The organism is Bradyrhizobium diazoefficiens USDA 110 (assembly GCF_000011365.1).
GTDB lineage: Bacteria > Pseudomonadota > Alphaproteobacteria > Rhizobiales > Xanthobacteraceae > Bradyrhizobium > Bradyrhizobium diazoefficiens.
Window position 1 is genome coordinate 5,470,428 of sequence record NC_004463.1, and the last position, 13,158, is coordinate 5,483,585.

The following is a 13,158-nucleotide window of genomic DNA, read 5'->3' on the forward strand; positions in this document are numbered from 1 at the left end:
GCCGAACCGACAGCGAGAGTGAATTCGTGGTCCTGAATCGCCGACCCTTCAGACGGAGCACCACGCGCCATTGGCGCGGGCTCGTGGCTGTGTTCGTCGCGGTCATGTATCTGCTCTCGGGCGCGCTCCACGGGGCCCACGACATCGATGTGACCAGCCCGTCCGGCGGCTCCGAGATCGCGGCGATGCTCGACCACGGCGCGGCCGGCCATGGCGATCATAAGGCGCTTGCCGGCCATCACTGCCACGGCTGCTTCTCCATCGCTGTCGTGCAACCGGTGCAGCCGGAAGCCGCGGCCGATGTAATGGCAGCGCCGGTCCCGCAGCGGCAGCCGGCGCTCGCCGGCATCGCGCCCGATACGGCATCCCCGCCCCCCAAGCACCTGACCTGAACGGATCAGCCGGGCGCCCCATCGCGCCCATCGGTTCTCCTTCACAGGTTCTGTTCATGTTTTGCAGGCGACTGGCTGCGCGCATCGCGTGCGCGCTGGCTATTCTCATCAGCCCACCCCTGGTGCTGACGTCACACGCCCAGACGCTGACCATGCGCGCGGCGCTCTCGCGCGCGCTGGCCGCGAGCCCGCGCCTGACGGCGGCGGAGCGCGACGTCGGCATCGCCACCGGTCAGCGCATCCAGGCCGGCGCGCTCCTCAATCCGGAACTGTCCTATGAACAGGACAATTCATTCGGGTCGGGCATCTATCGCGGCACGAAATCGGCCGAGACCACGCTCCAGATCAGCCAGGCCTTCGAGCTGTTCGGCAAGCGGGACGCCAGGATCGCGGCCGGACAGGCCGGCATCGAGGTCGCCGCGATCCAGCGCAAGGCCGTCAGGCTGGAAGTGCTGTCGGAGACGGCGATCGCCTTCCTCAGCGTACTCGGCGCGCAGCGGCGGATCCAGATCCTGGACGAGCAGATCGCCGCGATCGACCGGCTGACGCCGCTGCTCCGCCGCCGCGTGGAAGCCGGCGCCTCCTCTCCGGCCGAGACCGGCCGCGCCGAGGTCGCCTCCGCCCTGGTGAAGGCCGACCGCGAGCGATTCAAGGCGACGCTGGCAAGCGCCCGGCGCGAGCTCGCGGTGCTGATGGGCGACCGAGCTGCGAAGTTCGGCGAGGTCTCCGGCCGGCTCGACACCACGGGGCGCCCGCCGACGTTCCAGTCGGTGGTCGCCGCCATCGATGCCAATCCGCAATTGGTGCGCTGGACGGCGGTCTTTGCCCAGCGCAATGCCGAACTATTGATGGCGCGGCTCAAGCCCTATCCGGACGTGCGGATCGCGGCCGGCTGGCGCCATTTCAACGAAACCAATGACGATGCGGCGCGCCTCACCGTCTCGGTGCCGATACCCGTGTTCGACCAGAACCAGGGCAACATCCTCTCCGCGCAGGAAAGCCTCGCCAAGACCGGGGCCGAGCGCGAGGCCAACCGCAACACGCTGATCGTGATTGCCGGCCGTGCCTATGACTCGCTCCAGGGCTCGCTGCGCGAGCTCGCGGTGCTGCGCGAGACCGCCATCCCCAAGGCCACCGAGGCCTCGGAGGCGATCTCGCAAGGCTACGGCCAGGGCCGCTTCACCCTGCTCGAAGTGCTCGATGCGCAAGCGAGCGTCACCCAGGCGCGACTGCGCGAGCAGGAGGCGCTGCAGAACTTCCACGCCGGCGTCGCCACCATCGAAGGCCTCGTCGGCAATCCCTTTGCGCTGGCCCGGGAGAGCGCGCGATGAAGACATCCTCCACCATCCTCGTCGCGATCGTGACCGCAGCGCTCGGTGCCTACGGCTACGCCATGCTTGCAGCGCCCAAGGTCGCACCCGCGGAGCATGTCGAGCGTTCCGAACAGAAGAAGCCGAACGACCATGTCGAGCAGGACGAGCACGGCGCCGACCGCATCCGCATCTCCGACGTCAAGCTCGCGGCCGCCGGCGTGACGCTGGCGGAAGCCGCGGGCGCCACGCTGACCGACACGCTGGCCTTCAACGGCATCCTGCGCGCCAATCAGGAAGCCGTGGTGCAGGTGACGCCGCGCTTTCCGGGCGTCGCCAAGTCGATCCAGAAGCGCATCGGCGACAAGGTCGCCAGGGACGATCTGCTCGCCGCGATCGAGAGCAACCAGAGCCTCACGGTCTACGAGCTCAAGGCGCCGATCGCCGGCACCATCATCGAGCGGCAGATCTCGCTCGGCGAATACGCCTCCGAGCAGAAACCGGCCTTCGTCGTCGCCGACCTCTCCAGCATCTGGGTCGACCTGTCGATCTACCGGCAGGACCTCCGGCGCGTCCGCCTCAACGACGAGGTGCTGATCGACCCCGACGACGGCCGCGGCGAGATCAAGGGCGCGATCTCCTACATGGCGCCGATCGGCTCGAGCGAGACCCAGACCGCGCTGGCGCGCGTGGTGCTGCCAAATCCCGACGGCCGGCTCCGCCCCGGCCTGTTCGTCACGGCGCGGCTGATCCTCGCCGCACGCAACGTCGCAGTTGCCGTGCGGCGAAGTGCGATCCAGACGCTGGAGAACAAAACCATCGTGTTCGTCCGCGAGGACGGCGACAAAATCGAGGCACGTCCGGTCGAGCTCGGCGACTCCGATCCGAAATTCGTTGAGATCCGCGCAGGCCTTTTGGCCGGCGAGCGCTACGTCGCCGAGAACAGTTTTGTGGTCAAGGCGGAGATGGGCAAGGGAGACGCCGACCATGATTGACGCCCTCCTCGCCTTCTCCATTCGTCAACGATGGCTCGTGGTTCTGTTCGCGCTCGTCGCCGGCGGCTTCGGCGCCTGGAATTTCACCCGCCTGCCGATCGACGCGGTGCCCGACGTCACCAACGTCCAGGTCCAGATCAACACGCGCGCGCCGGGCCTGTCGCCGCTCGAAGCGGAGCAGCGCATCACCTTCCCGATCGAGACCGCGATGGGCGGCCTGCCCAGGCTCGACTACACCCGCTCGATCTCGCGCTACGGCCTGAGCCAGGTCACCGTCGTGTTCCAGGACGGCACCAACATCTATTTCGCGCGCCAGCTCGTCAACGAGCGCATCCAGCAGGCAAAGGACCTGCTGCCTGCAGGCACCGAGGTCGCAATGGGGCCGATCTCGACCGGGCTCGGCGAGATCTATGTCTACTCGGTCGAGGCCAAGGCCGGCGCGAAGTCACCGACCGGCGCCGAGTTCACGCCGACGGAACTGCGCACCATCCAGGACTGGATCATCAAGCCGCAACTGCGCACCATCCCCGGCGTGATCGAGGTCAACTCGATCGGCGGCTATGAGCGGCAATTCCACGTACTGCCGATCCCCGGCCGGCTGATGGCCTACAAGCTCGGCTTCCGCGACATCATGACGGCGCTGGCCGCCAACAACGCCAATGTCGGCGCCGGCTATATCGAGCGCAACGGCGAGCAATATCTCGTCCGCGCACCCGGCCAGGTCGCCAATATCGAGGACATCAGGGACATCGTGATCGGCTCGCGCGGCGGCGTGCCGGTGCGCATCCGCGACGTCGCCGACGTCCAGGAAGGCCAGGACCTGCGCTCGGGCGCCGCGACCACCAACGGCAACGAAACCGTCCTCGGCACCGCCATGCTGCTGATCGGCGAGAACAGCCGCACCGTGGCCCAGCGCGTCAAGGCGAGGCTCACGGAGATCGCGAAATCGCTTCCCGACGGCGTGATCGCGCGCGCCGTCTACGACCGCACGCATCTGGTGGAAGCGACCATCCAGACCGTCGAGAAGAACCTCGTCGAAGGCGCGGCGCTAGTGATCGCAGTGCTGTTCCTGATCCTCGGCAACATCCGCGCCGCACTGATCACGGCCTGCGTCATCCCGCTGTCGATGCTGTTCACGATATCAGGCATGGTCGAGAGCAAGGTCAGCGCCAATCTGATGAGCCTCGGCGCAATCGACTTCGGCATCATCGTCGACGGCGCGGTCATCATCGTCGAAAACTGCCTGCGGCTGCTCGCTGCCGAGCAGCACCGGCGCGGCCGGCTGCTGTCGCTCGAGGAACGGATGGAGACGATCCGCGCCGGCAGCAGCGAGGTCATCAAGCCGAGCCTGTTCGGCACGCTCATCATCGCCGTGGTCTACCTGCCGGTCCTGACCCTGACGGGGACCGAAGGCAAGATGTTCACGCCGATGGCCCTGACCGTGCTGATGGCGCTCGCGGGCGCGGCGCTGTTGTCGATCACCTTCGTCCCGGCCGCGGTGGCGATCTTCGTCACCGGCAGGGTCTCGGAGACGGAAAACCTCTTCATGCGGACCGCCAAGCGGTTCTATGTGCCGCTGCTCGACCGCGCCATCCGCTACCGCGGCAGCGTCGCGTTTGGCGCCGTCCTGATCGTCGCCGGCAGCGTCTTCGCCGCGACACGCATGGGCGGCGAATTCATCCCGAGCCTCGACGAGGGCGACATCACCATCGAGACCATCCGGATTCCCGGCACCAGCCTGACCCAGAGCGTCGACATGCAGATTCGGCTGGAGAAGGCGGTCAAGCAAGTGCCGGAGGTCGCGACCATCTTCTCCAAGGTCGGTACCGCCGAGATCGCCAACGACCCGATGCCGCCGAACGCCGCCGACACCTATGTCACGCTCAAGCCGCGCGAGGAATGGCCCGATCCCGCCAAGCCGAAGAACGAGGTGATCGAGGAGATCGAACGCGCCGCCAACACCCTGCCCGGCACCGCCTATGGCATGACCCAGCCGATCCAGATGCGCTTCAACGAGCTCATCGCCGGCATCCGCAGCGACGTCGGCGTCAAGATTTTCGGCGACGATCTCGACGTGCTCGCCGGCATCGCCCAGCAGGTCAACGGCGTGGTCCGCGGCATCGAGGGCGCCGCCGACGTCAAGACCGAGCAGGTCGCGGGCCTGCCGATCCTCACCGTCAAGCTCGATCGCCAGGCGCTGTCGCGCTATGGCCTCAGCCTCAGCGAGGTGCAGAACCTCGTCGAGATCGCGATCGGCGGAAAGCCGGTCGGCAAGCTGTTCGAAGGCGATCGCCGCTTCGACATCGTGGTCCGGCTGCCGGAAAGCCTGCGTGCCGACCCGGACACGATCAAGTCGCTGCCGATCCCGCTGCCGCCGGGCGAAGACGTCGCGGCCGTCACGAAGACCGCCTGGCCGGGGACATCGGGAACGACGCCGCGCTACGTGCCCCTCTCTTCCGTTGCGGCAATCGAGATCGCGCCGGGTCCCAACCAGATCAGCCGCGAGAACGGCAAGCGCCGCGTCGTGGTGATGGCCAACGTTCGCGGGCGCGATTTGCGCTCCTTCGTCGCCGAGACGCAAGCCGCCGTCGCGGAGAAGGTCAAGCTGCCGCCGGGCTACTGGATCGGCTGGGGCGGGCAGTTCGAGCAGCTGGTCTCGGCCACCAAGCGGCTGACCATCGTGGTGCCGGTGGCGCTGCTGCTGGTGTTCCTGCTGCTGTTCATGGGCATGGGATCGGCGGCGGATGCGGCGCTCGTGTTCTCCGGCGTGCCGCTGGCTCTGACGGGCGGCGTCGCGGCGCTCTTGCTGCGCGGCATCCCGCTGTCCATCAGCGCCGGCGTCGGCTTCATCGCGTTGTCGGGCGTCGCCGTGCTCAACGGCCTCGTCATCATCGCCTTCATCGAGCGGCTGCGCAGCGAGGGACGATCCGTTGCGGAGGCCGTGCGGGAGGGCGCGCTGACCCGGCTGCGCCCGGTGCTGATGACCGCGCTGGTCGCCTCGCTCGGCTTCGTGCCGATGGCGCTCGCCACCGGCGCCGGCGCCGAGGTGCAGCGGCCGCTCGCAACCGTGGTGATTGGCGGCATCATCTCCTCGACCGTGCTGACGCTCCTGGTGCTACCGGCGCTCTACATGCTGTTCCGGCGTGACGTGGCAAGCGAAACGCCTAGAATGGCGACTGATTTGGCGGCGTCCAGGGAGGTCTAGGTTTGGGCAGCCACGACCACGGCCATCACCATCATGACCATGCAGGTCACGGGCATGATCACGACCACGGTCATGATCATGGCCATGGTCGTGGTCTTGGCCACGCGCATGTCCATGCGCCCGCCAGTTTCGGCAAGGCCTTCGCGATCGGCATTTCGCTCAACACTGCGCTGGTCGTGGCCGAGGCGGTCTATGGCTATATCGGCAACTCCACCGCCCTGCTCGCGGACGCCGGCCACAATCTCTCCGACGTGCTCGGCCTGGTCGTGGCGTGGGGCGCCGCAATCGCGGCGCGGCGCGCGCCGAGCGGACGCTTCACCTACGGCCTGCGTGCCTCGACCATCCTGGCGGCACTGGCCAATGCCGTGTTCCTGCTGGTCGCGACCGGCGCGATCGGCTGGGAGGCGATTTTACGCCTGCGCGAGCCGGAGCCGGTCGCGGGGGTGACCGTGATGGTGGTCGCCGGCATCGGCATCCTCGTCAACGGTTTCACCGCCATGCTGTTCGCGAGCGGTCGCAAGGACGACATCAACATCGAGGGCGCCTATCTGCACATGGCCGCCGACGCCGCCGTCTCGCTCGGCGTCGTCGTCTCGGCGGCGCTGATCATCTGGACCGGCTGGCTTTGGCTCGACCCCGTCACCAGCCTCGTCATCTGCGCCGCCATTCTCTGGAGCACGACCAGCCTGCTCCGCGGCTCCATCGACATGTCGATGGCGGCCGCCCCCAAGGGCACCGACCTCGCCGCGATCAGGGCGCTCCTGCTGGCGCGCCCGGGTGTGTCCGCGATCCACGATCTGCACGTCTGGCCGATCTCGACCACCGAGACGGCGCTGACCTGCCATCTCGTCATGCCCGCAGGTAGCGGCGATGCGTTCCTGATGGAGACCGCGCAGATGCTGAAGGCGTCCTTCCGCATCGGCCACACCACGCTTCAGGTCGAGACGCATCCGGATAATGGCTGTGCGCTGGCGCCGGATGACGTGGTGTGAAGAGGCATTTGCTCAGCTTCAACTGCGCACAACGGCGTCGAGCAGCGAGCGCTACGACGCCTTCGCCGTCACGATCCAGATCGCGCCCTGAAGTGCCACCGACTGTCCCTTCAAAAACGGCGCGAGCATTTCGCGGATCGAGGCCTTAGCGGCCTCATACGTCTCCGGCGGATGCCCTTGCAGCGCACGGCTGGCCGGGCCGATCTGGAGCGCGCCGTCGACGGCGGCCTCGAGTCCACCGCCGATGGCGATATCCATCGCGAGATTGTGCGGCTCCATCGCCACATCGACGAAGCCCGCCCCTTTCAGGATGCGCATCACGCGCTCTTCGGATGCGAAGGCGAACGGGCCCGGCTCCTCCGGCCCGACCGGCGGCATTTTGGGCACGTGCTTGTAGACCGCCATCAGCGGCGCCATCATCCACGGGTTCTCCTTCGGCTCACGCCAACAGGCGAAGGCGAGCCGCCCGGACGGCTTCAGCGCGCGACGAAGGTTGGTGAAGGACGCAATGGGATCGGCGAAGAACATCACGCCGAAGCGCGAGGCCAGGAGGTCAAAGCTCGCCGGCTCGAACGGATGTACCGTCGCATCCGCCAGCACGAAATCGAGCGGCAGGCCCTTTGGCGCCAGCGCACGCGCCTGCGACAACATGGGGTCGGAGACATCGAGGCCGAGCGCGAAGCCGTTTGGCGCCACCGCCTTCGCAAATGCCACCGTCGTTGCGCCGGAGCCGCAGCCGACGTCGATCACGCGCTCGCCCGGCTTCGGCCCGGCGCGATCGATCAGGACATCCGCGATCGGCCCGAGCAACCTCTCCTGCACCGCATGTCGATCGGCCCAGCGTTGCCCGCTGGGGCCGTTCCAATAGGCGATCTGGTCGACATTCTGCTCGTGTCCGCTGGGTTGCTGCATCGGGACCTCATCGCGCACTCACGCGCCGTTCAGCCCATATCACGAACCGAAGTTGCGGCCCATTCAAATTGAAGGTCGGACGGGCACCGCTTGGATGCTTGTGCCTGGAGCCTACGAATTCGGCCAGGGCAGTTGGGCCTTGAGCTTCTCGCCAAGCAACTCCTCGCCGCAGGCGCTCAGATGATCGGGATCGCTGAACGTCAGACAATCGCCGGTCAGCAGGAAATACTGATCGACCTTGAGCACGTCGTAGAATGACAGATACTTGAAGGTCTGTGGCCCTTCGGCGACTTCCTTGGCAATCTCGGCGTCCAGCGCCTTGAAATGATGGAGCGAGACGGGATTCATCCTGAACGCGTCCCTTGCGATTGACGGCGGATCGCGGAAGTTGACCCGTGCTTCGACAAAGGGACCGAGCCACACGATCTTCGCCAGCGGCGCGATCGTCCGCAGATAGTTGATCGTGAAGGCGACCTTCTCGTAATTGATGAGATATCCCGTCTTCCACTCGAACAGGTGGTGGTTTTCCGAATTGCCTTCCAGGTCGGTCAGAAGGTGAGCTCCCGACACGTTGAAGACGATCCCGCGCACGGAAGCTCCGTTGCGCTCGAGGAAGCCCTTGAGCCTGGAATACGGACAGGCATCGCTGTCGTTCCACGCACGGCAGCCTTCGTCGACCAGACCGACGACGAACTCGCCGGGGCTCGCCTTGGCCACCGCATTGTAGACGTTCTCGCCGTGGGAATCGCCGACGACCATGGTTGCCGGGCCAAACTTCTCGGCACAGGATCGAAACCGCGCCTCGAACGCCTCGTCCGGACGGGGAGACCAGAACTGGCAGCCACGGTCGATCAGCCGGGCCTTGATATCGCGCAAGCCATATTGCTTGATGAGCGCATAGGCCCGCTGGGTCGCCATGTCGTTGCGGGCGAGATAGCTGTTCTCGAGCCCGCCGGTGAAGATGCCGACCAGGCCGAGGCCGGCCAGTCCCGCGGAGGCAGCACCGCAATAGGCGAACACCTCGTTCCGGGTGAGCCGCTTGCGGTCGCGCGCCGGGCGCTCGACCAGCACGTAGGTCAGGTAGGCCAGGAGCAGCGCAATCGCCGAAAGGCCGATGAAGACCGGGATATTGGCCTCATAGATCGCGCCGAGCCGCGCAAACGCAAACACGGGCTGATGCCAGAGATAGGCGCTGTAGCTGATCAGGCCGATGCCAACGAGGCCGCGCGTCGCAACGATGCGGCCCGATAGCGTATCGGGTCGCAGGAACACGATCGCCAGCGCCGTGCCGAGTGTCGGCGGCAACGTGTAAACGCCGGGATAGGGAATGTTGTGATAGGTGAAGATCGGAATCGCGATCAATGCAAGACCGAGCAACGCAAGCGGCTCGGCGAGCCGGCGCGGCAGGCGCCGCGCTTCGGTCTCGATGCGGCACAGCGGCAGCAGCGCACCGATCAAAAGCTCCCAATACCTTGCCGGCAGGAGGTAGAAGGTCGCTGCCGTCGCGTGACGCGATCCCCAAACAGCGAGAGCGAAGCTCAGTACAGCGGTCGCGACAAACAACGCGATGGCGTGACGTCGACCGAGCTTGAGCAACAAGAACAGCGCGATCGGAAAGACCAGATAGAACTGCTCTTCGACCGCAAGGCTCCAAGTATGGACGAGTGGCTTGAGCTCGGTCGGCCCGTCGAAATATCCGCTTTGCGACCAGAAGAAGAAGTTCGAAACGAAACCGCAGACCGAGAGCAGGCTCCTGGCGAACTCCTCGAGATCGCGCGGGCTCAGCGAATAGATGGCGAACGGAATGCTCGCAAGGCAGACCAGGAACAAGGGCGGCAGAATGCGCCGGGCGCGCCGCTCGTAGAAGCCGACGAAGCTGAAGCCGCCATTTTCATATTCGTCGAGGATGATCGACGTGATCAGATAGCCGCTGATCACGAAGAAGACGTCGACTCCGACAAAGCCGCCCGAGAATCCGGGAACCCCGGCATGATAGAGAATGACAGGCAGGACCGCGATCGCTCGCAGGCCGTCGATCTCCGGTCGGTAGGGCAGCTTGGTCGGCATATGGCCGGCGTCGGATCCAGGTGGTGCTTGGCAGGGCAGCCGCTCTACGCGTCCCAGTTCGGGCCGATATGCCCGACGCGAAGACCGGCCGCAAGCACAAGATGCAGCCGGAACCGATGGCCGTCGGCTCGGTGCTGCCCGCTCGGCCCGTTCCAATTGACGAGGCAGTACCGAAAAACGCGTTGGTGGGCGGTCACGGATTCGAACCGCGGACCCTCTCGGTGTAAACGAGATGCTCTAACCAGCTGAGCTAACCGCCCTCGCCGCCTCTTTATCCCTACCCGCCCTCGGTGAGCAAGTACGGAACATCAATCCTGCGGCCTCCCCGGCAGCCCCGGCACGGCGTCGATCCACACTGCCGCCGACTGGCACCAGATCTGTCGGCTGGGCCTCAGAGCGTCGCGCTGGCGGATGCTGCCCCAGCGGATGCCCCAGTCGTCGGCCTGGTCGCCCTCGCCGCTGGTGAACAGCGGGGAACCACAGTCGGCGCAAAAATGCTGGAAGCGCATCCGGCCGTTGTCGCCGCGCTTGCCGTAGATTTTTGGCGTGCCGCCGGTGAGCTTGACGTCGCCGGCGGAACAGATCGCGGTGACCCGGAACGGTGATCCCGTCAGCGTCTGGCAGTCCTGGCAATGGCAGACCGAGACCGCCTCGGGGTCGATCTCGGCTTCAAAGGTGATCTGCCCGCAATGGCATTGCCCGTCGATCTGCATCGCCCTCGTTCCCTTGCATCAAAGCAAAAACGGCGCCCGAAGGCGCCGTTTTATCATCTTTCGCTGGAGCTCAGTGAGCGGTCAGGCCGCCAGCGGCTTCGTCGCCGTCCGGCTTCACCGTCACCTTGGTGTCCTCTTCCCAGACGATCGGCACCGGTTTCTTCACCAGCGCCCTGGCGACGACGTCGTCGAGACGGGAGACCGGGATGATCTCCATGCCGCCCTTGATCGCATCGGAAATCTCCGTGAGATCCTTGGCGTTGTCCTCGGGGATCAGCACCGTCTTGATGCCGCCGCGGGCAGCAGCCAGCAGCTTCTCCTTCAGACCGCCGATCGGCAGCACGCGGCCGCGCAGCGTGATCTCGCCGGTCATCGCGACATCGTGGCGGACCGGGATTCCGGTCATGACCGAGATGATCGCGGTGGCCATCGCCACGCCCGCCGACGGACCATCCTTCGGCGTCGCACCTTCCGGCACGTGCACGTGGATGTCGCGCCGGTCGAACAGCGGCGGCTCGATCCCGTAGACGATCGCGCGCGAGCGGACGTAGGACGCCGCCGCCGAGATCGATTCCTTCATCACGTCGCGCAGGTTGCCCGTGACCGTCATCTTGCCCTTGCCCGGCATCATGACGCCTTCGATGGTCAGCAGCTCGCCGCCGACATCGGTCCAGGCAAGGCCGGTGACGATGCCGACCTGCGGCTCGCTCTCGATCTCGCCGAAGCGGTACTTCGGCACACCCAGAAGCTCTTCGAGAGACTTCTCCGTGACCTTGACCGACTTCTTCTTGGAGATCATCAGCTCCTTCACCGCCTTGCGGGCGAGTGTGGAGAGCTCGCGCTCCAGGTTACGCACGCCCGCTTCGCGGGTGTAGCGGCGGATCAGCAGCAGCAGCGCGTCGTCGTCGATCGAGAACTCCTTGGAGTCCAGGCCGTGCTTGGACACCGCGTTCGGGATCAGGTGCTTGCGCGCGATCTCGACCTTCTCGTTCTCGGTGTAGCCCGCGATCCGGATGATCTCCATGCGGTCCATCAACGGTCCCGGAATATTGAGCGTATTCGCGGTCGTGATGAACATCACGTTGGACAGATCGTAGTCGACCTCGAGATAGTGGTCGTTGAAGGTCCCGTTCTGCTCGGGGTCGAGGACCTCGAGCAAAGCCGAGGACGGATCACCGCGGAAGTCGGCGCCCATCTTGTCGATCTCGTCCAGCAGGAACAGCGGATTGGACGACTTGGCTTTCCGCATCGACTGGATGATCTTGCCGGGCATCGAGCCGATATAGGTGCGGCGGTGACCGCGGATCTCGGCCTCGTCGCGCACGCCGCCGAGCGAGACGCGCACGAACTCGCGTCCGGTCGCCTTCGCGATCGACTTGCCGAGCGAGGTCTTGCCGACGCCGGGAGGTCCGACGAGGCACAGGATCGGTCCCGTCAGCTTGTTGGCGCGCGACTGCACCGCGAGATACTCGACGATACGTTCCTTGACCTTCTCCAGACCGTAGTGATCGGAGTCCAGGATGGCCTGCGCCGATTCCAGGTCCTTCTTGACCTTGGACTTCTTGTTCCACGGGATCGACAGCAGCCAATCCAGGTAGTTGCGCACGACGGTCGCTTCCGCGGACATCGGCGACATCTGGCGCAGCTTCTTCAATTCGTGCTGCGCCTTCTCGCGCGCTTCCTTGGAGAGCTTGGTCTTGGAGATCTTCTCTTCGAGATCGGCGAGCTCGTCGCGACCGTCGTCGTCGCCGAGTTCCTTCTGGATCGCCTTCATCTGCTCGTTGAGATAATACTCGCGCTGGGTCTTCTCCATCTGGCGCTTGACGCGCGAGCGGATGCGCTTCTCGACCTGGAGCACCGAGATCTCGCTCTCCATCAGGCCCAGCACCTTTTCGAGGCGCGTGGTGACCGACAGCGTCTCCAGGATGCCCTGGCGATCCGCGATCTTGACGGCGAGATGGGAGGCGACCGTGTCGGCGAGCTTGGCGAAATCGGTGATCGCCTGCACCACGCCGACGACCTCGGCCGAGATCTTCTTGTTGAGCTTCACATAGCTCTCGAAGTCGGACACGACCGAGCGTGCCAGCGCTTCCGCCTCGACCGACTTCGCATCGGTATCGGCGAGCGCAATCGCGGTCGCTTCATAGTAGTCGGCGCGATCGGTGTATTTTTGCACGCGCGCACGCTCGAGCCCTTCGACCAGCACCTTCACGGTGCCGTCGGGAAGCTTCAAGAGCTGGAGCACGCTGGCAAGCGTACCGGTCTCGTAAATCGCATCGGGCGCCGGATCATCGTCGGACGCGTTCTTCTGCGTCGCGAGCATGATCAGCGCGTCGTTCTTCATCACCTCTTCGAGCGCGCGGATCGACTTCTCGCGGCCGACGAAGAGCGGCACGATCATGTGCGGGAAGACGACGATGTCGCGCAAGGGAAGCACGGGATAAGCGTGCGTTTCGCCATGGACGATGGTTGGCCTGGGTTTTGGATTAGTCATGGCCTTTTCCTTTTGCTTTGCCCCCTTGCACGCAGCCCGCCATGCTCATGCGCAACCGCCACAAGGTGCCGAGGTGAT

9 protein-coding genes and 1 tRNA gene are annotated in these 13,158 nt (G+C 65.6%); 5 read left to right on the forward strand and 5 right to left on the reverse strand.

Annotated elements, in window-relative coordinates; translation table 11 throughout:
• The first annotated feature begins 26 nt into the window (after positions 1 to 26).
• From BJA_RS24825 to BJA_RS24845, 5 genes are read left to right on the forward strand one after another with little or no spacing between them, the layout of a single operon-like run.
• Complete coding sequence (locus BJA_RS24825) at positions 27 to 392, forward strand: hypothetical protein (protein WP_011087699.1); 366 nt, start codon at positions 27 to 29, stop codon at positions 390 to 392.
• Between the two features lie 56 nt (positions 393 to 448).
• Positions 449 to 1,723 carry a divalent metal ion exporter subunit IhpA gene (gene ihpA, locus BJA_RS24830; RefSeq protein WP_011087700.1) on the forward strand — a complete coding sequence of 425 codons (1,275 nt, stop codon included), beginning with the start codon at positions 449 to 451 and terminating at the stop codon, positions 1,721 to 1,723.
• Entirely contained in the window at positions 1,720 to 2,697 is a 978-nt protein-coding gene (ihpB, locus tag BJA_RS24835; protein WP_011087701.1) for a divalent metal ion exporter adaptor subunit IhpB, read from the forward strand. The genes ihpA and ihpB overlap by 4 nt, the downstream gene beginning before the upstream one ends.
• Positions 2,690 to 5,902 carry a divalent metal ion exporter subunit IhpC gene (ihpC, locus tag BJA_RS24840; RefSeq protein ID WP_011087702.1) on the forward strand — a complete coding sequence of 1,071 codons (3,213 nt, stop codon included), beginning with the start codon at positions 2,690 to 2,692 and terminating at the stop codon, positions 5,900 to 5,902. Before ihpB ends, ihpC begins: the two co-directional genes overlap by 8 nt.
• 2 nt (positions 5,903 to 5,904) lie before the next feature.
• The gene (locus tag BJA_RS24845; protein WP_038966302.1) at positions 5,905 to 6,894 is read left to right on the forward strand and encodes a cation diffusion facilitator family transporter; all 990 of its coding nucleotides are present in this window, start codon (positions 5,905 to 5,907) and stop codon (positions 6,892 to 6,894) included.
• Positions 6,895 to 6,945: 51 nt separating this feature from the next.
• On the opposite strand, the gene BJA_RS24850 is transcribed toward BJA_RS24845, so the two are convergent.
• The 5 genes from BJA_RS24850 to lon all read right to left on the reverse strand — a co-directional run bounded on the left by BJA_RS24850 (position 6,946) and on the right by lon (position 13,080).
• Positions 6,946 to 7,806 carry a class I SAM-dependent methyltransferase gene (locus tag BJA_RS24850; protein ID WP_038966304.1) on the reverse strand — a complete coding sequence of 287 codons (861 nt, stop codon included), beginning with the start codon at positions 7,804 to 7,806 and terminating at the stop codon, positions 6,946 to 6,948.
• A 111-nt stretch (positions 7,807 to 7,917) separates the two neighbouring features.
• Positions 7,918 to 9,873 (reverse strand): acyltransferase family protein, encoded by a 1,956-nt coding sequence (locus tag BJA_RS24855; RefSeq protein WP_011087705.1) that lies wholly within the window; start codon positions 9,871 to 9,873, stop codon positions 7,918 to 7,920.
• Between the two features lie 183 nt (positions 9,874 to 10,056).
• Positions 10,057 to 10,133: transfer RNA gene (locus BJA_RS24860), tRNA-Val, on the reverse strand.
• A gap of 48 nt (positions 10,134 to 10,181) precedes the next feature.
• Complete coding sequence (locus tag BJA_RS24865) at positions 10,182 to 10,586, reverse strand: GFA family protein (protein ID WP_011087706.1); 405 nt, start codon at positions 10,584 to 10,586, stop codon at positions 10,182 to 10,184.
• A 70-nt stretch (positions 10,587 to 10,656) separates the two neighbouring features.
• Positions 10,657 to 13,080 (reverse strand): endopeptidase La, encoded by a 2,424-nt coding sequence (gene lon / locus BJA_RS24870; protein ID WP_011087707.1) that lies wholly within the window; start codon positions 13,078 to 13,080, stop codon positions 10,657 to 10,659.
• Positions 13,081 to 13,158: the final 78 nt, after the last annotated feature.

What these genes read in the sequence shown, in the direction of transcription:
- ihpA (WP_011087700.1), top strand. Translation starts at nt 449, where the DNA reads ATGTTTTGCAGGCGACTGGCTGCGCGCATCGCGTGCGCGCTGGCTATT.
- ihpB (WP_011087701.1), top strand. Translation starts at nt 1,720, where the DNA reads ATGAAGACATCCTCCACCATCCTCGTCGCGATCGTGACCGCAGCGCTC.
- ihpC (WP_011087702.1), top strand. Translation starts at nt 2,690, where the DNA reads ATGATTGACGCCCTCCTCGCCTTCTCCATTCGTCAACGATGGCTCGTG.
- BJA_RS24850 (WP_038966304.1), bottom strand. Translation starts at nt 7,806, where the DNA reads ATGCAGCAACCCAGCGGACACGAGCAGAATGTCGACCAGATCGCCTAT.
- BJA_RS24855 (WP_011087705.1), bottom strand. Translation starts at nt 9,873, where the DNA reads ATGCCGACCAAGCTGCCCTACCGACCGGAGATCGACGGCCTGCGAGCG.
- BJA_RS24865 (WP_011087706.1), bottom strand. Translation starts at nt 10,586, where the DNA reads ATGCAGATCGACGGGCAATGCCATTGCGGGCAGATCACCTTTGAAGCC.
- lon (WP_011087707.1), bottom strand. Translation starts at nt 13,080, where the DNA reads ATGACTAATCCAAAACCCAGGCCAACCATCGTCCATGGCGAAACGCAC.